Origin of the sequence: Janthinobacterium sp. PLB04, from assembly GCF_021165895.1 — a bacterium.
Taxonomy (GTDB): Bacteria; Pseudomonadota; Gammaproteobacteria; order Burkholderiales; family Burkholderiaceae_D; genus Janthinobacterium; species Janthinobacterium lividum.
In genome coordinates this window covers 1098432-1124855 of sequence record NZ_CP088968.1, presented here as the reverse complement: position 1 = coordinate 1124855, position 26424 = coordinate 1098432, and the positions used below count along the sequence as shown (strand labels likewise).

The window sequence follows — 26424 nt, the reverse complement described above, 5'->3', positions numbered from 1 at the left end:
GCACCGGCGTGGCCAAATGTGTCACAGCGTCATGAGGGCGTCACATTGGATTGTTATCTTGCTAGCTCTTTCAAACCTAGCCGGATGAACCACATGACACGCAGAAAAATTTCCGTCGCTGGCTGCAGCGTCGCCATCACCCTGATGCTGGCCGCCTGCGGCAGCGACGCCAAAAAAGAAGAGGTAGTGGCTGAAGCACCGCCGAAAAACGTCATCTTCTTCCTCGGCGACGGCATGGGCCTGACCACCATGACGGCCGCGCGCATCTATTCGGTGGGCGAAGAGGGTGCGCTGACCATGGACACCCTGCCGGAAACGGCCTTCGTCAAGACGTTCTCGAACGATGCGCAAGTGACGGACAGCGCGCCATCGATGGCCGCCTACATGACGGGCGTCAAGATGAACAATGAAGTCATCTCGATGTCGGCCAACACGGTCGCCATCGATCCGGGCACGGATGCGAACGGCAACAAGCTGGTCAACAAATGCGGCACCGGCAACGGCACGCCCGCCACCACCCTGCTGGAACTGGCCAAGGCCAAGGGCTTTGCCGCCGGCGTCGTCAGCACGGCGCGCGTGACGCACGCCACGCCGGCCGCGACCTATTCGCACATCTGCCACCGCGACCTGGAAAACGATATCGCCGCGGCCCTGGTGCCTGGCGGCACGGGCTACAACAGCGCGCTGGGCACTGCCGGCCTGGACGTGGTCCTCGGTGGCGGCGCGCAATTCTTCAAGCCGTTCAAGGATGGCGGCAAGCGTTCCGACGGACGCGACCTGCTCGCCGAACTGAAAGCGAAGAGCTACACGGTCGCCAACACGGGCGCCGACTTCAAGGCCGTCGATGCGGCCAAGACGGAGCGCCTGTTCGGCGTGTTCACCTCCAGCCACATGAGCTACGACCTGGACCGCGATGCCGCCAAGGAACCGAGCCTGGCGGAAATGACCACCAAGGCCATGGATGTATTGGCCAAGAACAAGAAGGGTTATTTCCTGATGGTCGAAGGCGGCCGCATCGACCATGCGCTGCACGAAACCACGGCCAAGAAAGCTCTGCAAGATACCGTCGCATTCGATAACGCCATCAAGGCGGCCATCGACAAAGCCAAGCTCACCGACCCGACCCTGGCCAATACCCTGATCGTCGTCACGGCCGACCATGACCACACCCTGGTGCTGAACGGCTACGCCAAGCGCACGGGCAAGACGGCTGCCGGCAACCCTGGCGTGCTGGGCGTGGTAAAGAACTACGTGACCGGCGCGGTCGAGAAAGACCTCGATGGCGCACCGTATTCGATCATCGGCTTCGGCAATGGCGAAAACCGCACCCAGTCGAGCCGCGCCGCCATGGCCAGCCTCGATGAAACCGTCACCAGCGCCAATACTTACCACCAGGAAGCGGTGATCCGCACCACGGCGGGCAATGAAACCCACGGCGGCACCGACGTCTTCCTGGGCGCCATCGGCAAGGGTTCGGAAACCTTCCTCGGCACCATCGACAACACCAAAGTATTCGGCCTGGTCAAGACCGCCGGCGGTCTGTAATCCCCAAGAGACAAGAATTGGACAAGCACATGAAACTTGCATCGACACCCGCCGTACTGAAATCGGCCCTGAAACTCTCCTTGCTGACCACGCTCGTGGCCGCCAGCGTTGCCAGCGCCTACGCCGCCGACGCCAAGAACGTCATCTTCTTCCTCGGCGACGGCATGGGCCCGTCCGTCGTGACGGCGGCGCGCATCTACCAGTACAAGGAAGATGGCAGCCTGACCATGGACACGCTGGAACGCACGGCGCGCATCAAGACGTTCTCGAACGATGCGCAAACGACGGACAGCGCGCCATCGATGGCCGCCTACATGACCGGCGTCAAGATGAACAATGAAGTCATCTCGATGGCGCAGGACACGATCGCCAAGGAACCCAGCCGCGATGCCAACGGCAACCTGGGCGTGGACAATTGCCCGGCCGGCGGCAAGAGCGCGCCGACCATCCTGGAACTGGCAAAGGCCAAGGGCAAGGCCGTGGGCGCCATCACCACCACGGAACTGACGCACGCCACGCCGGCGACGACCTTCTCGCACATCTGCAACCGCAATGCGCAATACGCGATCGCCGCGCAAACGGCGCCAGGCGGCGCGGGCTACAACGCGGCCCTGGGCGATGGCGTCGACGTGCTGATGGGTGGCGGCCGCAACCACTTTACGCCTTGGTCGGCAAGCAACAAGTATGGCCGCGCCGATGGCCGCAACCTGTTGACGGAATTTGCCGCCAAGGGCTACACCGTGGCCGCGACGAAAGCGGAAATGGCGGCAGCGCCGAGTGGCAAGAAATTCATCGGCCTGTACAGTACCCGCAGCCACCTGGAATATGAACTGGACCGTACCGCCACGCCACCGCTGGGCGAAGGCGCGACCCAGCCTAGCCTGTCGGAAATGACGCTGAAAGCCATCGACTTGCTGTCGAAAAATGCGAACGGCTACTTCCTGATGGTCGAAGGCGGCCGCATCGACCACGCCTTGCACGGCATCAACGCCAAGCGCGCGCTGACGGACACCATCGCATTCGACGACGCCATCAAGGCAGCCATCGGCAAGATCAAGGAAACCGATCCGAAACTGGAAAATACCCTGATCGTCGTCACGGCCGACCATGACCATACCCTGGCCTTCAACGGTTACGGCAAGCGCGGCAACCATATCCTCGACATCAACCGCGGCTACAAGGATAACCAGCCAAGCAAGGATGCCGATGGCAATACCTACACCACCCTGGTGTTCGGCAACGGCCCGAACCGCCCTGCCCTGCGCAGCAATGTCGACAGCGCCACGGCCCTGAAAGACAACTACCTGCAGGAAACAGGCGTGCGCCTGGCCAGCGAAACCCACGGCGGCGGCGACGTCAAGCTGCTGGCCACGGGCGCCGGCTCCAAGACCTTCAAGGGCACCCTGGACAATACCAAGGTGTTTGACTTGCTGAAGGCGGCCTTCGGCTTCTGATCCACATCAACACGGCAACCCCACCGGGGCGGATGGCGTATGCCCTCCGCCCCTCTGCACGTAGAGGCAACACCATGAAATCGTCCCTGATCGCCATCCTCCTCGCCGCCGGCTTTGCCGCCAGCGCGCAAGCCGCTCCTGCCACGCCGTCCGCTCCTGCCGACCTGGACCTGGGCATCACCTATTACAGCCGCGTCCTGACGCCGGAAGGCGTGACGCGCGAGAGCCGCTACGAAGAAAAGATGCTGCGCCGCCCCGGCCACGTGTGGGTCGAGCGCGTGCTGGCGCCGTCGACCGATGCACATGCGGGCCACAAGCACGGAGACAACACCAAAGTGGCGCTGAAGGCCACGCAGCATGAACACAAGCACTTCAATCCCGTGCTGATACCGCGCCACGTGATGCTGGAAAAGAACACCGTGCGCGTGGAATACATCGATGCGCATGACAAGGTGGTGGTGGCGATCCCGAAAGCGGAATACGAAAACGTCAATTTCGACGGCTCCTGGGAAAACAGTTTCTATCTGCTGGACCCGAAACTGGTGGCCGCCATGCCGCTGTCGAAACAGGCATCGAACGTGACGGGCGCGCGCTGGCGCGAAGTGGAAAAAAATGGCGTGTTCCAGCGCATCCTGTGGGATGAACAAAAGCAGATTCCCTTGATCATCGAAAGCGGCGACCGCGCGAATACCTTCTATCGCCGGGTCGACGTCAAGCTGCAGCCGACCGTCAGCAAGGCGCAGCCGTGGGCGAATTTGCAGAATTACGCGCAGCGCGAGTATTCGGACTACCTTGACTAAGAGTCTCGGGACGTAAAAAAAGCCAGGGACATCCCTGGCTTTTGTTTGGCTGGCGCCGGATTACTCCGCCGCTGCTGCTTTCTTCGCCGGCGCCTTCTTGGCGGCCGGCTTTTTCACGGCCGTGGCTTTCTTGGCTGGCGCCTTTTTGACGGCTGCCGCTTTCTTGACGGCCGTCTTCTTCGCTGGCGCCGCGCCTTCTTCGCCTTCGGCTTCGACGGCTGCCGCCTTGGTCTTCGCGCCCGGCTTGGCCTTGCGCTCTTCAAACTCGAAGCTCACCTTGCCATCCTTGCCGCGCACGAGGAAGGCCTTGAACGGACGGCGGGTACGCTGCGAAACAAAGCCCGGCAGCAAGTCCGTCTTGCCATCGTTGAGCAGTTTTGCCATTTGTTCCGGCAAGATTTCCTGCTGCAAGATGATGCGGCCGCTGCGGAAATCGCACGTCTTCGGCTTGGCTACGCTGTGTTCGCACACATAGGCCAGGCCCATTTCGTACACGCCGGCATTGCACTTGGGGCACGGTCCCACAGGCGTCTGGCCCGTGAAATCGACGCCTTCGCCATCTTCGCTCTCGTCGTTCTGGCCGAAATCGAATTCCAGCTTGAAATTCTTGATCTCTTCATCGCGCACGATGCGCAGGATGGCGGCGAACGGACGGCCCATCTTCGAGCGGAAGCCTTGCAGCGGGCCGATGGTGCGGTCCTTCAGCAATTGCTCCACTTCGGCGATTTCGAACTGGCGCGAACCCGGCGTCTTGCTCATCGAGAATTCGCACTTGGTGCAGGCGAAACGACGGTAGTTTTCCTTTACCACGCCGCTGCAATTCGGGCACGGCGTTTCCAAGGTCGCGTAGTCGCCGGGGATCGTGTCGTTATCGTATTCCTTGGCGCGCTTGACGATGATTTGCGTCATCTGCGCGATTTCGCGCATGAATTCTTCGCGCGAAATCTTGCCTTTTTCCATCTGCGACAGCTTGTATTCCCACTCGCCCGTCAGCTCCGGCGCCGTTAATTCGTTGACGCCCAGGCCTTTGAGCAAGGTCATCAGCTGCGACGCCTTGGCCGTCGGAATCAGTTCGCGGCCTTCACGAATCAGATAGCGTTCCGTCAGCAAGCCCTCGATGGTGGCCGCGCGCGTCGCTGGCGTGCCGAGGCCCTTGCCAGCCATCGCATCGCGCAGCTCGTCGTCGTCGATCAGCTTGCCGGCACCTTCCATGGCCGACAGCAACGTTGCCTCGGTGAAGCGCGCAGGCGGCTTGGTGACCAGGCCGTTGGCGTTGACGCTTTCCGTCTGTACTTTCTCGCCCTTGGCGACCGGCACCAGATTGCCGTTGCCATTGCTTTCCTTGTCCGCGTCCGTCGATGCTTCCTTGCCGTAGATGGCCAGCCAGCCCGGATTGGTCATGACCTTGCCTTCAGTCTTGAACTGATGGCCGGACACTTCCGTGTAGCGCGTGGTGACCTGGAATTCAGCAGGCGGGAAGAACACGGCCATGAAACGGCGCGTGACGAGGTCGTACAGCTTCTGTTCCGGCTCGGACAAATTCTTTGGCGCGATCGTCGTCGGGATGATCGCGAAGTGATCCGATATCTTCGTGTTGTCGAAGATGCGCTTGTTCGGCTTGACCCAGCCCTTGTCGATGATCTGCTTGGCGAACTGGTGGTAGTTGCTGTTGTCCTTGACCGTTTCCAGCGCCTGCAGCACGGTCGGCATGTAGTCTTCCGGCAGGTGGCGCGAATCGGTACGCGGATACGTCAATACCTTGTGCTTTTCATACAGCGCCTGGGCCAGGCCCAGGGTGTTCTTGGCGGAGAAGCCGAAACGCGAGTTCGCTTCGCGCTGCAAACTGGTCAGGTCGAACAGGCCCGGCGCCATCGAAGTGGTCGGTTTCGACTCTTCCGTGACGATGCCTTGGCGGCCGCGGCAGGCGGTGGCGATCGAGTCGGCAGCCGTCTTGCTCCACAGGCGCTCGGCGCGCTTCTCGGGGTCGTTCTCGTCCTTCTTGAACTTCGTGTCGAGCCAGCGGCCTTCATAGATACCGGCCGCGCAGACGAATTCGGCGCGCACTTCCCAGAAGTCGCGCGGCACGAATTTTTTAATTTTATCTTCGCGTTCGACCACGATGGACAGGGTCGGCGTCTGCACGCGGCCCACGGTGGTCAGATAGAAGCCGCCTTCTTTCGAATTAAACGCCGTCATGGCGCGCGTGCCATTGATGCCGATCAACCAATCGGCTTCCGAACGGCAGCGCGCCGCATCGGCCAGCGGCAGCATTTCTTCGTCGCTGCGCAGGTGCGAAAAACCGTCGCGGATGGCGCCCGGCGTCATCGACTGCAGCCACAGGCGCTTGACCGGTTGCTTGGCTTTCGCGTTCTGCGCGATCAGGCGGAAAATCAGCTCGCCTTCGCGCCCCGCATCGCATGCGTTGATGAGGGTGGTGACGTCTTTGCGTTTGATCAGCTTGTTTAATACTTTGAGGCGCGCTTCCGTCTTGGCGATCGGGTTCAGCGCGAAATACGGTGGAATCATCGGCAAGTGCGCGAAACTCCATTTGCCGCGCTTCACGTCGAATTCTTCCGGTACGGCGATCTCCAGCAAGTGGCCGACCGCCGACGACAGGACGTACTCATCCGATTCAAAGTACTCATCGTGCTTGGTAAAGCCGCCAAGCGTCTTCGCGATATCGTTCGCGACAGAAGGCTTCTCGGCGATGATGAGGGTTTTTGTCATATTTTTTAGTCTCGAAAAATGCTCTAGGATAGTTTCAGCATGCGCATCATACAGTGCATTGCCAGGCGCCGACGCTTTTGTCTGCGCAAGGCCGTGTGACTTGTGGTCTTGTCAAGCGGCCAATGATAAGCGCCTATTGAAGAATTCGGCAAGTTATCTGCAAGCAAGAATGCGCAAGCGCAAACACAACAGGCTGGCGGGCGCGCTGGTGCGGCACATGGTAAAGGGGATGGCGCGGCAGCGGCGCCAGGGTCGGACAGACAGCGAAGAATACGGCTATATATTAGTGCAATAAGCGCGGCGGGAGGTCTTCATCGTCGACGAACAAGTCGTCGAACATCAGGGCATCCGGTTCCTTGCCCTGGCTCCACAGCAGCATCAGCACGATGACTTTCAGCTTGCCCAGCGACACGGGTGCCTCGTCGAGCGCCAGCGCCCGTTCGATGACGATTTCGCGCTGCAGCGGCGAGAGTACCTTGGCGCTTTCCAGGAACTGGATGAAGCCGATGGCGGCCGTGCCCAGCACGTCGCTTTCCTGCTGCACATAGAAGCGCGTGCCCGTGGAACTGGCCGTCAGGGTTTGCTCGACGCCAGCCATGGCATTCAAATCCGTCAGCCAGACAAGCGCTTCGGAAATCTCCACGTCGTCGAAACCGACGGCCGACAGTTTGCGCGCCAGGACTGCCGGCTCGGGGCAGGCATCGGGGCGATAGTAAGTCTCGTAGAGGTACACCAGGATATCGAACATGGCTCTACTCTATCAGCTAAGTTCGCTGCGACACAAGGGTGCGCGCCGACAAAGCGCGGCCGTGCGGCAAGGCCGCCACACAAGTGACAAGCTGTCATTTACAGCGTTGAAACAGTCCTCCTGGCAAGCGCTCCACCCGGCCCGCCAGCTCCAGCGCCAGCAATTCGCCCATCAGCGCGCCCATGGCCAGACCGCTGCGCGCGGCCAGGGTATCGGCATCGAGGGGATCATGGCCCAGCGCGGCCAGCAGCGGCGGTTCGTCTTCCACCACGGCCGGCGCGCCGGGGATGCCGCCCAGCCACTGCAGCTCTTGCAGCACGTCATCGGCCGACTCGACCAGCTTGGCGCCCTGCTTGATGAGCGCATGGCACCCCTTGGCCAGGGTGGCATGGATGGAACCGGGCAAGGCATACACATCGCGCCCCTGCTCGCCGGCCAGGCGCGCCGTGATCAGGGAGCCCGATTGCGCAGCCGCCTCGACCACCAGCACGCCGCGCGCCAGGCCGCTGATCAGGCGGTTGCGGCGCGGAAAGTTACCGGGCATGGCGGGCAGCCCCAGCGCATACTCGCTGACGATGCAACCCTGTTCGGCAATTCTTTGCGCCAGATCAAGGTTACGTCGCGGATACACCAGATCGGCGCCCGTGCCGATCACGGCGACGGTTGCCCCCGCGCCGCGCAAGCCGCCCTCGTGCGCGTGCGTGTCGATGCCCAGCGCCAGCCCGGAAATGATGGTCAAGCCTGCCGTGCTGAGGGCTTGCGCAAAGGCGGCCGCATTCTGCATGCCTTGCGCGCTGGCATTGCGGCTGCCGATGATGGCCACGCCGGGACGCGACAGCAGTTCCGCCCGCCCCCGTACATATAACAAGAGCGGCGGATCGGCGATCTCCAGCAGCAGAGGCGGATACGCGGCATCGGCCAGGGTCAGCACGGCATTGCCGGGGCGTTGCAGCCACTGCAGAGTGAGCTCGAGCTGGCTGTTGGCCACCGGCCTGGGCGGCTGCACGATGGCGCGCGCCACGCTGGCCGGCACCACTTCGCGCAAGGCCTCGAATGACGCGCTGAAGATGGCCGGCGGCAAGCCGAAGCTGACCAGCAAGGCACGCGCCGCCACCGGCCCCACGCCGGGCAGATGCTGCAGGCGCAGCCAGCCCGCCAGTTCCGTGGCCGCGTCTGCCGTCGTGGCAATTGCATGCATGACAACCTCGCTGTGTACTGTGCCATCCCATGCTAGCGCCATGGCGCGCACGCGATACCGACGCGCGCAACAATGCGTGCAATGGCCGTGCAAAACGGCCCGTCATCCACAGGAGCATGGGCGTCTGTGATAAAATTTCCCTTTGCAGCAGACGAATAGCGCACTGGCAAACGCATCTGCCGCGCCGTTGTGCCATACGCGCCCAACCGTAGCGTACTCAAATAAAATAGCCCTGCCATCGTTCGCATGGCCCAGGCATGAATAATCCGGCGCACCGGCGCCCACCTTAACCAGTCGAATCCGTATGTCCATATTAAATATCCTGCGTTACCCCGATCCTCGCCTGCACACGATCGCCAAGCCCGTCACCGAATTTGACGCGCGCCTGCAAACCCTGATCGACGACATGGCCGAAACCATGTACGACGCCCCGGGCGTCGGCCTGGCCGCGTCGCAAGTGGACGAGCATATCCAGATGATGGTGATCGACATCACCGAAGAGAAAAACCAGCTGCAAGTGTTCATCAACCCGGAAATCACCTGGGCCAGCGAAGAAAAGCAGGTCTACGATGAAGGCTGCCTTTCCGTGCCTGGCGTCTACGATGGCGTCGAGCGCCCGGCCCGCATCAAGGTGCGCGCCCTGGACCGCCACGGCAAACAGTTCGAACTGGAAGCCGATGGCTTGCTGGCCGTCTGCATCCAGCATGAGATGGATCACTTGCTGGGCAAGGTATTCGTCGAATACCTGTCGCCGCTCAAGCGCAACCGCATCAAGACCAAGATGATCAAGGAAATCCGTGGTCTCGAGCGCGAAGCGAGCCTGCGCGCTCAGAACCGCCGCTTCTAAGCCACTGCTGATAGACTAAGCCGCAACAGAAGTCGTCACACCACGCCAGCCTGGCGCATTTGGGCGCGGGCCTGTACACCTCACGTCAAGGAACCATATGAAAGTGATCTTCGCAGGCACGCCTGAATTTGCCGCCACGGCCCTGAAAGACTTGCACGAAGCGGGATTCGAGATTCCGCTGGTGCTGACCCAGCCCGACCGCCCTGCCGGACGCGGCATGCAATTGCACGCCTCGGCCGTCAAGCAATATGCGCAGCAGCATGGCATCGAGGTGCTGCAGCCCTTGTCGCTGCGCATGGACAGCAAGGACCCGCAGCGCGCCGCCGAAGCCAAGGCAGCCCATGCGCGCCTGCTGGCCACCGACTACGACGTGATGGTGGTGGCGGCCTACGGCTTGATCTTGCCGCGCAGCACGCTCGACATCAAACCCTGCATCAATATCCACGGTTCATTGCTGCCGCGCTGGCGCGGCGCGGCGCCCATCCACCGCGCCATCGAAGCGGGCGACGACGAGACGGGCGTGACCATCATGCAGATGGAAGAAGGCCTCGATACGGGCCCCATGCTGGCCATCGAGCGCACGCCCATCGAAGCGGGCGATTCCACCGCCAGCCTGCACGACAAGCTGGCGACCCTGGGCGGCAAGATGATCGTCGAGACCCTGCGCAAGATGCAGCAGCAGCCGCTGGAAGCCGTGCCGCAGCCGGAAGCGGGCGTCACCTATGCGGCAAAGATCGCCAAGGAAGAAGCGGCACTCGACTTCAGCCTGCCGGCGCTGGAACTGGGCCTGAAGATCCGCGCCTTCAATCCGTTTCCCGGCGCCTGCGGCCAGGTCGATGGCACCACCATCAAGATCTGGGCCGCCGACGTGCTCGAAGCGGACAGCAAGGAAGCGCCCGGCCAGGTACTGGCGGCCGACGCCCAGCACGGCATCGTCGTGGCTTGCGGCAATGGCTCGCTGCGCCTGACAGAACTGCAGAAACCGGGCGGCAAGCGCCTGCCTGCGGCCGAATTCATCAAGGGCTTCCCCCTCGAAGGCAAGCGCTTCGCCTGACTTCACCGGGTTGCACCGCGCCATCATGCCGATGGCCATAAAAAAAGGCTTGCCGCGGCAAGCCTTTTTTGTATCCAGCCACAGCGCTTAGCGGCGCTGCACCTTCATCAGGCGTGCGCCCACGGACGACGACAGGCTGACTTCGAAACGGCCACCGGCCGGCACGGCGCTCACGTCGACATTGGCTTTGCCACCCGTCAAGTCACTGGCAACCACCGTCTTGCGGCCATCGGCAGCCACGTACATGACGGCGGCATACGGTTCCGCCTCGGCATTCCAAACCAGCACCAGTTGGCCGCCGCTTTGCGTCGCATCAAACGTGGCATCGTTGGCGGCAGCCTTGCTGCGGCGCGCCGGGCGTTCCAGCTTGGCTAAAGCCTTGCCATTTGCCAGCACTTGCACATCGCTGATTTCGCCCGGATTGGCGAAGCTGACGCGGAAGTGGCTCATGGCGTTGCCGCCATGGTCGGCCACGGAGACGCCATCGAAGGGCAAGTCGATAGTCTGTCCGGACGCCGTCAACACGCGCAAGGTATAAGCATGGCCACTGCCGCTGGCAGCGGCGCCGATGCGCGCCGACGAGGCAACGGCTGGGCGCAAGGCCACGCCGGCTGGCGTGATGCGGCCGGAAATGGTCAGATAGCCGTTCTCGGCCACGGACATGCTGGCGGCCAGCACATTGCTGCCCGTCCCCTGCGTGCTGCGTTTTTCCAGGAATTGCTGCACCCGCGCATAGCTGTAGTCGGAGAACCAGGCGCCGCTGCAATAGCTCATCACGTCTTTCATCGGCGTGCTGCCATAGACTGCCTTGCTCAGCTGGCCGATGCTGCCCGCATAGTTGCTGTTATACAGGGGTTGCGGACCCAGATTACCATCCGCATACGGGTAATCGGCAGCGGCGCCGGCCGGGCCGCCGCAGGCAACGTGCTGCAGCGAGTGGTTGTGGCCCAGCTCGTGCACGAGCGTGGTCAGCCATTCAGGCCATTGATTGCCGAATGGATCGACCGATGCGATGCTGTTGAAGCGGGCATCCAGGCCGATGGCCGACGTGAAGTCGCTGCCGCTGCTGCGCTGGTTGATGTAGGCCAGGCCGGCGGCGCGGGTGGAAGACATTCTCGGCACGAAACCATAGTAATAGGCGCCGCTGTCTTCCAGCGCGCGCTTGTTTTCCAGCTTGCCCAGGGTATCGCTCCACCAGCTGTCGGCCGTGCTGCTGCCTGGCATGCTCAGCGCGGCGCGCGTAGTGATGCTGATATTTTCCGTCGCATACGGATACACGCGCAACAGCGCAGCGCGGATCACCTCGGCGTCCGGCAGTTGCGCCACGCCATCGTCGGTGCTCAAGGGAACGAGCACCAGACGGATTCTGGCCAGGCTGGCCACCATGGGTGCCGCTTCCTGGCTCACTTGCACGCCGTCATTGCCGACGGCCGTCACGCGCACGCGCACGCCGGGCAAGATCCAGCCGGAGGGCAGGACGGCACTGAAATTGCCATTGAAACTGTCATCGTTCTTCGTCGTCGGCAAGAGCGCCGGCCCCGTCATTGCGATGCTGCCCAGGTTGCTGCCATTGGCGGCGGTCGCATTCAAGGTCACGGCCGGGCTGGCCTGGCCCGCCTGCGTGGCCAGCACGGACACGCGCACGGCGGCCGGCTTGCCACGCGTCAGGCGCAAGGCCGTATTGCTGGCGTTCAAATTCAGCACTTGCGCGAAATCAATGCTGCCCAAGGTAAAGGCCGACACCGTGCCCGCATTCACGGCGATGCGCGAAGCGGCCGACAGCATCACATTGCCCGTTGCCGAGGCTGGCGCGGACAGCAGCAGCTGGCTGGCACTGGCGCTGACGATGACGGCCGGCGTATTGCCCACCGAAGCCGAGCTGACCTGGTCGAGATTGCTGCCCTGCACCGTCACCGACAAGGTCGCGCCGTTGACGGCCGACGTGATTGACGTCACTGCCACGCTGGCCAGGACCGTGTACGCGTCGCTGCTGATCACATCGTTGTAGGGACCGCGCACCGTCAGCGCGCCTGTCGCTGCACCCGCAGGCACCACCACTGTCACGCTGCTGGCCGTCTGGCTTTGCGGCGTTGCCGCCGCGCCATTGCCAAACTGTACTGCCGTCACGGCGCCCATGCCGCCGCCCGTGATCGTCACGCTGGAACCGACACCGCCCGTCGCCGGCGCGACGCTGCCCACGCTCAGCGGCAGGTACACATTGACGTTATAGCTGGTGGCCGCCGTACCGCTGGCGCTGACCAGGCTCAAGGCACCCGTGACGGGCACGCCAGGCATGGCCAGGGTCACGCTGGTCTCGCTGGCGGCGCTGGTGGCAACGGTCACGCCGCCCACCTGGAAGGCCGTCACGCGGCTCAGATTCGTGCCCGTGACCACCAGGCTGCCGCCCACGGCAACATTCGCCGCCGAGACGGCCGTCACGGCAGGAATCAGGACGGGCGTGCCCGAGGTGGTCGCCACCACCGTGTCGCCACCACCGCCACCACCGCCACCGCAGGCGGACAGGCCCAGCACGACAAACAATGCTACGAGCAGATGGTTTTTCATGGCTGGCAACCATGTTTGTGCAGCGCGATGCCGGGGAGGACACGAGATAAATGTGACATATTGGTGACTTTTGGTGAGAATTTAATTTCTAAGAACCAATATTATGGGTTAATTCGATTCCCAAAGACAACTATTAATGCTTTTGATTCAATTGGTTTTGATAATAGTTAAAATATCTGCTTGGCAAACTTTATTCTGAGTACTATTTCCCTCACTCTGTATTGCCTTAAATCAAAATTAATTTCCTTTGCAGCTATTGCCATTCAATTCATTAAAAATATGCTGAGGCAGCACAAATAATGTGGAAATTTTTCCACAGCCTAGAGGGCGGTATTCTTCTGCCAACTTTGGCGGAAGAATTAACGTTTTGAGTAAGATTTTCAGGAATGTAATTTTCAGCGGCAGGCGTGGCAGGAGGCGATGTGTTGCAAGAAGGCCAGCCGTGGGGCGTACGGCCGCTTTTGCTTAAAACCAAAGCAGCCTGATGCCGTATAATTTTAGACCCGGTGAAATCAGGCGATTGCCACCTTCTGCCTGCCCTACCCGGCCGGCACTCTCCGTCAGCTGATCCTGCTGGCCCGCATCCGCCTCGTACCAGTCTTGTCGCCGCGCCGCCGCCCGTTTGCCTATTGAAAGCATGAAATGAACGATACCGTGATCCCCGCCATGTCCCCGACCGAAGCCACCTTGCGCGCCATTCTGGCGCAGCGGATCATGATCCTCGACGGCGCCATGGGCACGATCATCCAGCAGTACAAGCTCGACGAAGAAGCCTACCGTGGCGGTCCCGCCGGCCGCTTCATCGATTTCGCCGCCCCAGCCGACAGTGGCGCGCGCGAATTGTTCGTCAAGGGCAATAACGAGCTGCTGACCCTGACGCAGCCGCACATCATCCAGGAAATCCACGAGCGCTACCTGGCGGCCGGCGCCGACCTGATCGAAACGAATACCTTCGGCGCCACGACCATCGCGCAAGACGATTACCACATGGCCCACCTGGCCTATGAAATGAACGTGCAGGCAGCCAAGCTGGCGCGGGCCGCCTGCGACAAGTACTCCACCCCGGACAAGCCGCGCTTCGTCGCCGGCGCCCTGGGCCCCACGCCGAAGACGGCATCGATCTCGCCCGACGTCAACGACCCGGCAGCGCGCAACGTCACCTTCGACCAGCTGGTGGCCGCCTACCTGCAGCAGACGCAGGGCCTGGTGGAAGGCGGCGCCGACGTGCTGCTGGTGGAAACCATTTTCGATACCCTGAACTGCAAGGCGGCCCTGTTCGCCATCGACCTGTTCTACGAGCAAAACCCGGATGTCGTGCGCCTGCCGCTGATGATTTCCGGCACCGTCACGGACGCCTCGGGACGCATCTTGTCGGGCCAGACCGTGCCCGCCTTCTGGAATTCCGTGCGCCACGCAAAACCGCTGACCATCGGCCTGAACTGCGCGCTGGGCGCCGCCCTGATGCGCCCGTACGCGGAAGAGCTGGCCAAGATCGCCGACACCTTCGTGTGCATCTACCCGAATGCGGGCTTGCCCAATCCCATGAGCGACACGGGTTTCGACGAGTTGCCAGCCGACACGTCCGCCCTGCTGCGCGAATTTGCCGACGCGGGCTTCTTGAACATGGCGGGCGGCTGCTGCGGCACCACGCCCGAGCACATCGCCGCCATCGGCGCATTGCTGTCGAAAAACACGCCGCGCACCGTGCCGGCCCCATCGCACGACTTGCGCCTGGCGGGCCTGGAGCCGTTCGTCGTCAATGACGAGTCGCTGTTCGTCAACGTGGGCGAGCGCACCAACGTCACGGGCTCGAAAGCGTTCGCGCGCATGATTCTCAACGAGCAATACGACGAAGCGCTGTCGGTGGCGCGCCAGCAAGTGGAAAACGGCGCGCAGGTGATCGACATCAATATGGATGAAGCGATGCTCGATTCGCTGGCCGCCATGACGCGCTTTTTGAACCTGATCGCCTCGGAACCCGATATTTCGCGCGTGCCCATCATGGTCGACTCGTCGAAATGGTCCGTCATCGAAGCAGGCCTGAAATGCGTGCAAGGCAAGGCCATCGTCAACTCGATTTCCATGAAGGAAGGCGAGGAAGAATTCCTGCGCCAGGCAAAACTGTGCCGCCGCTATGGCGCAGCCGTCATCGTCATGGCCTTCGATGAAAAAGGGCAAGCCGATACCTTCGAGCGCAAGATCGAGATTTGCGCCCGCGCATACCATTTATTGATCGATGCGCTCGACTTCCCGCCGGAAGACATCATTTTCGATCCGAACATCTTTGCCGTCGCCACCGGCATCGAAGAGCACAACAACTACGCCGTCGACTTCATCAACGCCACGCGCTGGATCAAGGAAAACTTGCCGTACGCGAAGATCTCGGGCGGCGTGTCGAACGTGTCCTTCAGTTTCCGCGGCAACGATCCAGCCCGCGAAGCCATCCACACCGTCTTCCTGTACCACGCCATCAAGGCCGGCATGACCATGGGCATCGTCAACGCCGGCATGGTGGGCGTGTATGACAACCTGGACCCGGAATTGCGCGAGCGCGTGGAAGACGTGGTGCTGAACCGCCGCGAAGACTCGACCGAGCGCATGATCGAATTTGCCGGCACCCTGAAGGCGGGCGGCAAGGCCGAGGCGCAAACCCTGGCCTGGCGCGAAGGCACCGTACAGGAGCGCCTGTCGCACGCGCTGGTGCACGGCATCACGCAATTCATCGTGGAAGACACGGAAGAGGCGCGCCAGGAATTGCTGCACAATGGCGGGCGCCCCATCCACGTGATCGAGGGCCCCTTGATGGCCGGCATGGACGTGGTCGGCGACCTGTTTGGCCAGGGCAAGATGTTCCTGCCGCAGGTGGTGAAATCGGCGCGCGTGATGAAACAGGCCGTGGCCCATCTGATCCCGTTTATCGAGGAAGAAAAGCTGCTGGAAGAAAAGCGCACGGGCATCGTCGCCAAGCCGAAAGGCAAGATCATCATGGCGACCGTGAAAGGCGACGTGCATGACATCGGCAAGAATATCGTCACCGTCGTTCTGCAGTGCAATAACTTCGAAGTGGTCAACATGGGCGTGATGGTGCCGTGCTCGGAAATCCTCGCGCGTGCCAAGGTGGAAAACGCGGACATCATTGGTCTCTCGGGCCTGATCACGCCATCGCTGGAAGAAATGGCGTATGTCGCCAAGGAAATGCAGCGCGACGAACACTTCCGCATGCTGAAGATCCCCCTGCTGATCGGCGGCGCCACCACCAGTCGCGCCCACACGGCCGTGAAAATCGCGCACAACTACGAAGGCCCCGTGATCTACGTGCCGGACGCCTCGCGTTCCGTATCCGTGGCGCAATCGTTGCTGACGCCGGAGCAGCGCGACAAATACGTGGAAGACATCGAAATCGATTACGCGCGCATCCGCGAGCAGCACGCCAACAAGAAGGCCCTGCCCATCCTGCCGCTGGCGCAGGCGCGCGCCAACAGGATGGTCGTGCCGTTCGACGGCCCCTGCACGCCCGTGAAACCGAAGTTCATCGGCCGCCGCGTGTTCAAGAATGTCGACCTGGCCACGCTGGCCAACTATATCGACTGGGGCCCGTTCTTCCAGACCTGGGACCTGGCAGGTCCCTTCCCCGCCATTTTGACGGATGAAGTGGTGGGCGACGCGGCCACCAAGGTGTACGCGGAAGGCCAGGCCCTGCTGAAAAAACTCATCGACGGGCGCTGGCTGACGGCCAATGGCGTCGTGTCCTTGCTGCCGGCCAACAGCGTCAATGACGACGATATCGAGGTGTACACGGACGATACGCGCAGTACCGTGGCGTTCACCTATTACGGCATGCGCCAGCAAGGCGTCAAGCCCGTGGTCGACGGCGTGCAGCGTCCGAACCAGTGCCTGGCCGACTTCATTGCACCGAAGGCATCGGGCGTGAAGGATTACATCGGCATGTTCGCCGTCACGTCCGGCCTGGGCATTGAAAAGTACGAAAAACGCTTCGAGGATGCGCACGACGATTACTCGTCCATCATGCTCAAATCCCTGGCGGACCGCCTGGCCGAGGCGTTTGCCGAATACCTGCACGAGCGCGTGCGCAAGGATTTGTGGGGCTATGTGCCGGATGAACACCTGGGCAACGACGACATGATCGCCGAAAAGTATGTCGGCATCCGCCCCGCGCCCGGCTACCCGGCTTGCCCGGAGCACACGGTCAAGAAACAGATGTTCGAGGTCATGCAGGCCGAGGAAATCGGCATGCAGCTGACGGAATCGTATGCCATGTTCCCCGGCGCGGCCGTCTCCGGCTTCTATTTTGCCCACCCGGAGTCGAAATACTTCGTCGTCGGCAAGATCGGCATGGACCAGGTGGAAGACATGGCCAAGCGCCGCAACGTCAACATCGAGGACGTGGAACGCTGGCTGGCACCCAATCTGTCATAATATATGCACAAGGCGCGCGGAACTTATCGCGCGCCGAAGCGCACTAACGCAGTATGCCGGCTGGCATGCTGCATGCCCGCTCCGGCCCGTTCCCAACCGGCAAGGAGGATATATGGCAACCAATTTCAAACTGAAACGCTGGCAGGATCAAGTGATCCTGTTGCTGGGCCTATGGCTGGTCGTCTCGCCCTGGGCCTTTTCCTATCCCGAGGGTTCACCGCAGATGATCAACGCCTTTGTCTCGGGACTGGTGATCGCCGTACTGGCCGCCTTCGACCTGTACAAGACCTATTTCTGGGCCGTCGTCGTCAACCTGCTGGTCGGCGTCTGGGTGGCGGCCTCGCCATGGGTACTGCGGCTCGCCGATCAGCCCGTCGTCATGTGGAACGAGTTGCTCGTCGGTATCGCCGTCGTCGTGCTCGCCCTGTGGGAATTGCGCACCGACCCCGAGCTGCACAAGCACTGGCCCGGCGCCGCCGCGTAGCGGCGTAAAAAAGCCCTGCCACGGCGACGCCGTGCAGGGCTCTTTTAGATAAATCGGGTAGGTCGGATTAGGCCGCAGGCCGTAATCCGACATCACTACGATCAGCGTCAACAATGTCGTCGGATTACGCGTGGCCTGGCGGCCGCGCTAATCCGATCTACAGCGCGTAGCGGACTACGTTATCGCTCCATTCGTAGGCGGCCATTTCCAGCTCCACCAGGTCGTCCGGCGACATGGCCAGGTCGCGCAAGGTCGGCACGATCTCGCCTTCCATGTCTTCGATGCGCTCGATGCACTCGGCCAGGCGCAGCAGGTCGCCATAGAAGCCCTCGCGCGACAGCAGTGCTTCGGCCACTTCGTCGATGACTTCGATCTGGCTGAGGATTTCCGACATCGGCACGCCGAACAGGGTATCCATCAGGGACATGATGCCGACCGTAAAGGCGATATCGGCCGAATGGGCGTGGTTCGGGCGCAGTTTATGCGCCAGCAATTCCAGCAGGCGGCCGCGCGTGGTGGCCAGCATCAGCAGCGGCGTCATGCTATGGCCGCGCTTGCTTGGTTCCGCGTACAGCATGATTTGCAGCCAGCGCTGCAATTGGCGGCGGCCCAGCACGGTCACGGCCTGGCTCAGCGAATCGATGCGCTGGCGCGCACCCACGGCCGGCGTATTGACCAGGCGCAGCAGGTTCAGGGCCAGCGACACGTCGCGCTTGATGGCGCGCTCGATATCCATGTTGTCGGCGTCCGACGTGACCAAGGTCATCAGTTCCATGACGGCCAGTTGCGACGGCGACAGCTTCTTGCCCGTCATGATGGCCGGCTTGGCAAAGTAATAGCCCTGGAAGTAATCGAAGCCCAGATCCAGGCCCGACTTGAATTCTTCGCGCGTCTCGACCTTCTCCGCCACCAGTTTCTTGTTTTCCTGCTTGAAACGGGGCGCCAGCGCTGCCAGCACTTTCGGGTCGACCGTGCTCATGTCCATCTTGACGTACTGCACCAGCGGCAGCAGTTCCTGCACTTGCGACGTATCGGATACGACGTTTTCCAGCGCGAAGGTGAAGCCATGGCCCACCAGTTCGCTGATGCGCGCGCGCACTTCCGGCGTGACGGGCATCGATTCGACGATTTCCAGCACGACTTTTTCACGCGGCAGAAACACGAAGATGTCGCTCATGATCACGTCGGCATCGACGTTGACGAAACCGAGCGCGTCGCCGATGACCTTTTCCATGCCCAGCTGAGAAGCGTGGGCGATAACGGATGCCGTGGCGGACAGGTCGCTGGTAATGTTGGCGGGACCGACCGGAGCGTTGCGGAAAAGCAACTCATAGCCAAACAAGGCTTGATTGCGGTCAAGGATAGGTTGTCGCCCCAGATAGAACTCGCGCACGCGCAAGGGTTTCGGGGTGATGTCGTTGCTGGAAATATCGATCATTAACTCTTCATCAATCACGTCGAGTGACACCGGCCGCGCCGCGCCCGCATCAAGGTTCACTATTGACAATACTTTAGCTGAATTCCGCCCGCGCTGTGGGTATTTTGGCAGCAATCCAGTTTATTGTCGTCAACAAATTAGGGCGCAGGGGGTTCTTGCACCATCCCGTCGACAAATAATTTCAATTCACCCGGCACAAACGCCGTCCATTGCTCATTCGTCGTCAGCGGCTGGGTAACGATCACGGCCACTCTGTCCTGGGGAGTCGTCACCTGGGAAAAGTCCACGCTCAGGTCTTCATCGGAGAGTTTAGCAGTTGGAAACGGATGTTGTCGCACCAGATAGTGCAAGCTGGTCGAGCAATGGGCAAACAGCGCCTCGCCGCTCGACAGCATCATGTTGAAGGTGCCGTGGGCGGCGATGCCAGGCAACAACTCCGCCAGGGCGGCATGCAGTTGCGGCAACGCCGGCGGGGCATCGCCAAAGCGCGCATGCAACTCCTGCAGCAGATAGCAGAAAGCCAGTTCGCTGTCCGTGCAGCCGACGGGGCGGTAACTGCCCGTCAGCACGGGGTGGAAATCCTTCAAATCGCCATTGTGGGCAAAGACCCAGTAGCGGCCCCACAGTTCGCGCACGAAAGGGTGGCAGTTTTCCAGCGCCACCTGGCCTTGCGTGGCCTTGCGGATATGCGCGATGACATTGCGCGACTTGATGGGGTAGCGTTTGATCAGTTCGGCCACGGGCGAGGCGATGGCCGCCTGGTGGTCGACGAAATGGCGCACGCCGGCGCCCTCGAAAAAGGCGATGCCCCAGCCGTCATGGTGGGTATCGGTATGGCCGCCACGCATGGCGAAGCCGGTAAAACTAAAGACAATGTCCGTAGGGACATTGCAATTCATTCCAAGAAGTTGGCACATGGTCTGTTTGCAGCGGGATAACACGGCCACCATACCACGCCGCCTGGCGGATTGGTATGGCGGCGATAGCCATCACCCTAATGCAACAGCACGGGCTGGCTCATGAGGGAATCATAGCTGCCCAAAAATTCATCGATCTCTTCCATGCTGGGTTCGCTGGCGATCAGCTCCGTCACATCGCGGCGGAAGTTTTGCGCAAGGATGCCGGCGATAAACGTTTCCCGCTTGCCCCCCTTGTCGACGATTTCATAGCCGCCAAAGCGCAAGGCTTCCAGGTCGCCGTCGACGCCGAATTCCACGACGCTATATTGTTCGCTGTTATAGATCAGGTTCATTTTGCATCCTTCGCTCAAGCAGGAGAAGCTCCTGCGGTGTCAGAACAGAGGTGGGGTTACACGGCGCCATTTCAAGCGGCCATGCCACCCTGCGGGCTACAGAGTTGTAACGAGATGCAAACTGCGCTTGCGGTAAGTCGATCAGGAAATCGTCAGGAAACCACCATGTCTGCTTGCAGCGCCAGCAGGGCATCGTAGGGACTGGCGGTGAGCCAGGTGCGCAGTTGTTCGATGTGCGAGGCGTCGGCCAGGCTGATGAACAAGCGCGCGGGTGGATGGCGCAGCAGACGATTCAATGTTACACGCAATACGAGATTACCGCTGCAGCACAGGCAACCGGGCGCGATGCGCAACAGTTGCAATGGAAATGATGGGGATGGAGAAACTTGCTCGGCCAGGTCGGCCAGGATGCCGTTACCGTCAGCCAATCCTTCAAGGATCACGGCGGCCGGCTGGTCCGGCGGCAAGGCTTGCGCGATGGCCGCCTCGCGCCCGGCGGCGCGTCCACCGCTGACCAGGGTCAGCGGCGTCGGACGCCGCACGGCTGCCGTCACAGGCTTTTCTTGGCCAGCTTGCCCGGTTCGACGCCCAGCTGTTTCAGCTTGCGGTACAAATGGGTGCGTTCGAGGCCCGTTTTTTCCGCCACGCGGGTCATGCTGCCGCCTTCGCGCCCCAGGTGGTGTTCGAAATACATGCGCTCGAACGCGTCGCGCGCCTCGCGCAGGGGCAAGTCGAACGACAGGTTGTAGCCATGGCCTTCGGCCACCGCCGGTACGGCGATGCCCGGGCGTACCATCAGCTGTTGCGGCGCGCTGCCGCCAAAGCTGGGCACGGGATGGCTGCTTTCCTCGGCCACCACGGGTGCCACGGGACGCGGCGCCACGCTCGGCGCGCGCACGGTTTCCTGTGCCCGCGTCAAGCCTTGCTGGACCGCCTTCAGCAGTTTTTGCAGGGCAATCGGTTTCTCCAGGAAGTTCATGGCGCCGATGCGCGTCGCCTCGACCGCCGTATCGATGGTGGCATGGCCCGACATCATGATTACCGGCATGGTCAGCAAGCCGTCGCGCTGCCACTCCTTGAGCAGGGTGACGCCGTCGGTGTCGGGCATCCAGATATCCAGCAATACCAGATCCGGCGCACCGGCGGCACGCGCTTCGCGCGCCTGCTGCGCATTTTCGGCCAGCTGGATAGCATGTCCTTCGTCGCCCAAAATTTCCGAGAGCAACTCACGGATACCCATTTCATCATCCACTACGAGTATGTTTGCCATTCGTGTCTTGCCTTCCTCATTTCGCCGGCCGTCGCGCACAAGATGCACGCGGCGGACAACTATGATTTTATTAGTGTTTTAAATACTAAACCAGACCCTCACGCCAGGAATTCCTGGGCAGGAGTGTCGGGAGCTAACTTTAACAGCAAAATGACCACCGAAGCGCCATTGCCGTCGACCCGGTTCTCGATATCGATGCGTCCGCCGTGTTCATCGATAATTTTCTTGACCATCGCCAGGCCCAATCCCGTGCCGCGCGCCTTCGAGGTCACATACGGCTCGAAAGCCCGCGCCAGGATTTTTGGCGCGAAACCAGGGCCATTGTCGCTGATGGCCAGCCGCACGGCGATATTCACGCCGCCGTCCGCACTGCGATAATGAATTGCTTCCGTCCTTACGTCAATCCGCGGATGCGGCGAGTCCGGCGGCAAGTCGGTCATCGCGTCCTGCGCATTCTGCAGCAGGTTATGGATCACCTGGCGCAATTGGGTCGGATCGCCCATCACCATCGGCAGATTCGGCGCCAGCAGCGGGTGGATGATGTCGCCATCGTCGCCGCGCAGGTACAGGTTCAGTATCTCTTCGATCAGCTCGTTCAAGCGCAGCGGCGTGAGCACGGCCGGCGGCGTGCGCGCATAGTCGCGGAAGTCGTCGACCATGCGCTTCATCGCATCGACCTGCTTGACGATGGTGGTAGTGGCGCGGCTGAGCAGGTCGGCGTCCGGCTGCTCCAGCTTGCCTTCGAGCTTCATCTGCAGGCGCTCGGCCGACAGCTGGATCGGCGTGAGCGGATTCTTGATTTCATGCGCCAGGCGGCGCGCCACTTCGCCCCAGGCGATCGAGCGCTGCGCGGAAATCACGTCGGAAATATCGTCGAACACGACGATGTAGCCGCTGCCGGACTCCAGCGGCAGGCGCGAGCCACGCGCCAGCAAGGTGATGTCATGCTCGTCGGCACTACTGCCCAGGCGGCGGGGAATCTCGATCTGGCGCTGCCAGTGCAGGCGCTGCTGGTTGCGGCCCGACGCCGATTGCGCGCTTTGCGCCGTGAAGGCGCTGATGATGGCGCCGCCAAATTCTTCCATTCCAGCAATATGCGCCAGCGGCTGGCCCACCATGCTCATGCCCGAATGCTGCAGGATGCGTTCGACCGACTCGTTGCAGGTCACCAGCTTGAAATCGCCGTCGAGCACCATCACGCCGGCCGACATGTTCGCCAGCACCGATTCCAGGTGGGCCTTGGCGTTTTGCAGGGCGGCGCGGTTGCTTTCCACGGCCGTGCGCGCATCGAGCAGCTGGCGCGTCATGATATTGAACGATTGCGTCAGGGTACCCAGTTCATCCTTGGTGGCGACGATGGGGCGCGGCGACAGGTCGCCCTCGGCCACGGCGCGCGTGCCTTCGGCCAGCAGCAGCAGGGGCTGGGCCAGGTTGCCCGCGATCAGGAAAGCGCTGCCGATGGCGCCAAAGATGGCCAGCAGCAAGGTCAAGGTGAGGATTTCCATGTACATCTTGCGCAGTCCCACACGCGCGACGAAACGTTCCTTGTATTCGCTGTAGGCGGCGCGCAGCACTTCGCCATTCGTCGCCAGCTTGGGCGGTACCGATTGCAGCAATTGCAGGTAGCGGGGCGAGACGGAAGGCCCCGGCACGGCCACCAGCACGCGCAGGCGCAGGCTGGCCGCCGTTTCCACCGACGCCGGCAAGCCCGAGCGGAAACCGCCGCCGCCCGACTCCGTACCATCGTCGTGCAGCTCCAGCCCGCCCTCGGCGGAGGCATAGCCGGCCGGCAAGGCCGCCTGCACCAGCATGGCCGGCGTCGGCAAGTCGGCTGCGCTATGCGGCCCGGCGCTGGCCAGCAGCACGCCGTCGCCGCTGACAAGCATGACATTTTGCATACCCTCTTCGCGCAGCAGGCTGGTCAGCACGGCCGGGCCGGCCACCGGGTCGGCGCCCAGTTCTTCGACGGCCTTGCGGCCCCGGTGGTCGAGCTCGACCAGGGCCGCATCGAGGCCGGCACGGCCCAGCTCAATCCCCGATTCCAGCGCCGCTTCGATCTTGACGTTGAACCAGGATTCGATGGAATGGGAGACGAATTGCACGGAAACAAGGAAAATCACCAGGCCCGGCAGGATGCCGACGGCGGCGAACAGCATCACCAGGCGCGTCATCAGCTTGGAGCCGAACTTGCCGCTCTTGTAGCGCGCGTACAGGCGCGCCAGGGAAATGCCTACCAGCGCCAGCAGAGACACGGCCACGGCCGCGTTCAAGCCCAGCAGCCAGGTGTAGTAGCGGTCGAAAAAGCCGGAATTATCGGAAGCCGACGCCAGCAGGAACAGCAGGATACTGACGATGCCGCCGCCCACCACCAGCAGATAGCGCAATGCTTGACTCACTACTCCGCCGTATACAAGAAGGTTTTTTTATTCGAAGCCAGGCGCCAGTCGCTGTTATTGAAGGCATTGACCTGTATCGGCTTGGGCAGGTAGTCGCGGTCCATGCCCATGCGCAAGGTAACGTTATATGTCTGCCCCACTTTCAGCTCGCCGCGCCGCGCCACCAGCCAGCGGCTGGGACGGCGGATCAGGAACAGCGCATCGTCGAGCGTGGGGAAACTTTGCTGCAAGCCCACGCCCGACACGTGATACTGGCGCGTCAGCACGTTGTAGGACAGCTTGCTGGTCTGGCGCGCCACGATGGCTTTTTCATCGAACCAGTACCAGCGGGGCCTGGTCAGTTCGATTTCGGTCGTGAAATACAGCGGCACGCCATGCTGTACCGCATCATCGAGGTCGTGATTGAGCTCGAAGGAGTACGTGGCGGCCAGCTTGTAGCCCTCTTCGCTCGACTCGATGTAGGCACGGGTGATCTCGACCATGTCGGCGGCATGCGCGCGTGGCATGGTACATGCCAGCATCAGCAGCAGGGCCAGGAGTCGGAAGAGTCGTGTTGTCACAAGTGTGCCGGTGTAGTCCGTAGGATAAGTATCGACGAATCGCTCAAGCCGCATTTTTTTGGAATAGCGCATAGAACAAACCGTCGTGGTCCTGCTCCGCGCTGCCAGTCGGCAACAGCTGGCCAGGCGCTGTCAATCGGGTTGCATTATTGCGTACCGCAAATGCCGCCGCCTGTGCCTCGGACTCTTGCGGCCACAATGAACATGTCACGAACAGCAATTTACCATCGGGGCGCAGCATCTGCCACAGGTTGTCCAGAATTTTGGATGAAAGTGTTGCAAGTTGGAACGCATCGCCCTTGCGGCGCAACCAGCGGATATCAGGATGGCGGCGCACGATGCCCGAAGCCGTGCACGGCACGTCGGCCAGGATGCGGTCGAACTGCTGGCCGTCCCACCACGCGCTCGATTGCGCATCCTGCGCCTTCAAGGTGGCGTCCAGGCCCAGGCGCTCGAGGTTTTCCGCGATGCGCGGCAGGCGCTTGGCGTCCGCATCAATGGCGGTCACCTGCACGTCGGCCAGCTCAAGGATATGGCACGTCTTGCCGCCCGGCGCCGCGCAGGCGTCCAGCACGCGCATGCCATCCTGCAAATCCAGCAGCGGCGCGGCCAATTGCGCGCCAGCATCCTGCACGGAAACGACGCCCTGCTCGAAGCCGGGAATCAAGGCCACGCCGATCGGCTTGTCCAGGCGCACGGCGAACGGCCCCACCTGGCGCGCGGCAATGCCCGCCTCGGCCAGCACGGCCAGATACGCTTCGACCGTGCTCTTGCGGCGATTCACGCGCAAGGTCAATGGCGGCACGGCATTGCCGGCCGTCAGAATGGCTTGCCAGTCGCGCGGATAGGCCAGGCGCAGCGAGTCGATCCACCACTGCGGATAATTCCATTGCGCTAAAGGTTGCTGCAGGGCCGCTTCCAGCAAGGACTTGCGCTCGCGCAAGAAACGGCGCAAGACGGCATTCACCATGCCCTTGGCATGCGCCAGGTCAGGGTGCGAGGTGGCGACCGTGACGGCCTGGTCGACCACGGTGAATTCTTCGTACGGCTGTTCGCCCGGCTCGGCGGACATCAGCGACAGCGCGCAGCACAGCAGGGCGGCCAGCATCGGCGGCTCGGGCGCCTTCGACGTCATCAGGCCGACCAGGGTTTCGCTGCGGCCCAGCTGGCGCATGGTACGGTAGGAAATATCCTGGATGGCGCCGCGCGCCTGCGGGCTGGCGTTCGATTGCGCAAACACCTTGGCCAGCGCCTGCGGCAGGGCCGTGCCCGTGCGCACTTGCGCCACGGCATTGGCCGCGCCGAGCAGGCAAAACGCCAGCGAATCGGCACGCAAATCGGGTTGGAAGCCTGGCTGCAAGACCGGTTTCAGGTCGGGATGGTAGCTGGGACGCAGTTTCGGTGCGGCAGGAGCTTGGCCTGGCGCCGGCTTGGTTTTCAATTTCAGCGTGGGGCGCTTGTTCATAGTTATCCGGTGTGGCTGCGCGCGGCGGGCTGCATGGTGGCAAAGTCGCGGCCGCGCGTCATCAATAAAGGGTCGATTGTAGCGTTTGTGGCGCCCTCTGACCCAAGCGATTGCAGCGATACATGTAAATTGCGGCAAAAAACTGCATATATACAAGCAGAATGTCCCATGGTGATGTTTTCGT

At 61.9% G+C, this 26424-nt stretch carries 19 protein-coding genes; 7 read left to right on the top strand and 12 right to left on the bottom strand.

Annotated elements, in window-relative coordinates; translation table 11 throughout:
* Positions 1–93 precede the first annotated feature (93 nt).
* The 3 genes from LSO07_RS04920 to LSO07_RS04910 all read left to right on the top strand — a co-directional run bounded on the left by LSO07_RS04920 (position 94) and on the right by LSO07_RS04910 (position 3799).
* Positions 94–1545 carry an alkaline phosphatase gene (locus LSO07_RS04920; protein ID WP_099395689.1) on the top strand — a complete coding sequence of 484 codons (1452 nt, stop codon included), beginning with the start codon at positions 94–96 and terminating at the stop codon, positions 1543–1545.
* A gap of 68 nt (positions 1546–1613) precedes the next feature.
* The gene (locus LSO07_RS04915) at positions 1614–2999 is read left to right on the top strand and encodes an alkaline phosphatase (protein ID WP_442905274.1); all 1386 of its coding nucleotides are present in this window, start codon (positions 1614–1616) and stop codon (positions 2997–2999) included.
* 74 nt (positions 3000–3073) lie between these two features.
* Positions 3074–3799 carry a hypothetical protein gene (locus tag LSO07_RS04910; protein ID WP_034784741.1) on the top strand — a complete coding sequence of 242 codons (726 nt, stop codon included), beginning with the start codon at positions 3074–3076 and terminating at the stop codon, positions 3797–3799.
* Between the two features lie 60 nt (positions 3800–3859).
* Here the strand turns inward: LSO07_RS04910 and LSO07_RS04905 are convergent, their stop codons facing one another.
* From LSO07_RS04905 to dprA, 3 genes are all read right to left on the bottom strand, one after another.
* Positions 3860–6526, bottom strand: a complete 2667-nt coding sequence (locus LSO07_RS04905; RefSeq protein ID WP_034784739.1) for a DNA topoisomerase III — start codon at positions 6524–6526, stop codon at positions 3860–3862.
* Positions 6527–6809: 283 nt separating this feature from the next.
* Positions 6810–7274, bottom strand: a complete 465-nt coding sequence (locus LSO07_RS04900) for a DUF494 family protein (protein WP_034749287.1) — start codon at positions 7272–7274, stop codon at positions 6810–6812.
* A gap of 94 nt (positions 7275–7368) precedes the next feature.
* Positions 7369–8472, bottom strand: a complete 1104-nt coding sequence (gene dprA / locus LSO07_RS04895; protein WP_151092617.1) for a DNA-processing protein DprA — start codon at positions 8470–8472, stop codon at positions 7369–7371.
* Between the two features lie 304 nt (positions 8473–8776).
* Between dprA and def the strand changes: the two genes are divergently transcribed.
* Positions 8777–9319, top strand: coding sequence for a peptide deformylase (def, locus tag LSO07_RS04890; protein WP_034784735.1), 543 nt, complete (start codon positions 8777–8779; stop codon positions 9317–9319).
* 97 nt (positions 9320–9416) lie between these two features.
* Positions 9417–10373 (top strand): methionyl-tRNA formyltransferase, encoded by a 957-nt coding sequence (gene fmt, locus LSO07_RS04885; RefSeq protein WP_151092615.1) that lies wholly within the window; start codon positions 9417–9419, stop codon positions 10371–10373.
* Between the two features lie 87 nt (positions 10374–10460).
* On the opposite strand, the gene LSO07_RS04880 is transcribed toward fmt, so the two are convergent.
* Positions 10461–12938: an IPT/TIG domain-containing protein gene (locus LSO07_RS04880; RefSeq protein WP_151092613.1), complete on the bottom strand. Its 2478-nt coding sequence runs from the start codon at positions 12936–12938 to the stop codon at positions 10461–10463.
* Between the two features lie 642 nt (positions 12939–13580).
* On the opposite strand from LSO07_RS04880, the gene metH reads away from it, so the two are divergent.
* Both metH and LSO07_RS04870 read left to right on the top strand, forming a co-directional pair.
* On the top strand, positions 13581–17375 hold the full coding sequence (metH, locus tag LSO07_RS04875; protein ID WP_191909585.1) for a methionine synthase: 3795 nt from the start codon (positions 13581–13583) through the stop codon (positions 17373–17375).
* A 112-nt stretch (positions 17376–17487) separates the two neighbouring features.
* On the top strand, positions 17488–17859 hold the full coding sequence (locus LSO07_RS04870) for an SPW repeat protein (protein ID WP_070253839.1): 372 nt from the start codon (positions 17488–17490) through the stop codon (positions 17857–17859).
* A 157-nt stretch (positions 17860–18016) separates the two neighbouring features.
* On the opposite strand, the gene LSO07_RS04865 is transcribed toward LSO07_RS04870, so the two are convergent.
* The 8 genes from LSO07_RS04865 to rsmB form a co-directional block, all read right to left on the bottom strand.
* A complete protein-coding gene (locus LSO07_RS04865; protein WP_034784728.1) occupies positions 18017–19297 on the bottom strand; it encodes an EAL and HDOD domain-containing protein in 1281 nt (426 codons plus the stop codon).
* Positions 19298–19434: 137 nt separating this feature from the next.
* Positions 19435–20214: a class II glutamine amidotransferase gene (locus tag LSO07_RS04860; protein ID WP_151092611.1), complete on the bottom strand. Its 780-nt coding sequence runs from the start codon at positions 20212–20214 to the stop codon at positions 19435–19437.
* Positions 20215–20291: 77 nt separating this feature from the next.
* Entirely contained in the window at positions 20292–20549 is a 258-nt protein-coding gene (locus LSO07_RS04855; protein WP_034749313.1) for a BTH_I0359 family protein, read from the bottom strand.
* A gap of 152 nt (positions 20550–20701) precedes the next feature.
* Positions 20702–21103, bottom strand: coding sequence for a hypothetical protein (locus LSO07_RS04850; RefSeq protein WP_052140360.1), 402 nt, complete (start codon positions 21101–21103; stop codon positions 20702–20704).
* Entirely contained in the window at positions 21100–21819 is a 720-nt protein-coding gene (locus tag LSO07_RS04845; protein WP_034784724.1) for a response regulator, read from the bottom strand. Before LSO07_RS04845 ends, LSO07_RS04850 begins: the two co-directional genes overlap by 4 nt.
* Before the next feature lie 98 nt (positions 21820–21917).
* Entirely contained in the window at positions 21918–24215 is a 2298-nt protein-coding gene (locus LSO07_RS04840; RefSeq protein ID WP_070253843.1) for a sensor histidine kinase, read from the bottom strand.
* Positions 24215–24721 (bottom strand): DUF4390 domain-containing protein, encoded by a 507-nt coding sequence (locus tag LSO07_RS04835; RefSeq protein ID WP_225317180.1) that lies wholly within the window; start codon positions 24719–24721, stop codon positions 24215–24217. Before LSO07_RS04835 ends, LSO07_RS04840 begins: the two co-directional genes overlap by 1 nt.
* 97 nt (positions 24722–24818) lie before the next feature.
* Entirely contained in the window at positions 24819–26240 is a 1422-nt protein-coding gene (gene rsmB, locus LSO07_RS04830; RefSeq protein ID WP_034784714.1) for a 16S rRNA (cytosine(967)-C(5))-methyltransferase RsmB, read from the bottom strand.
* Positions 26241–26424 lie beyond the last annotated feature (184 nt).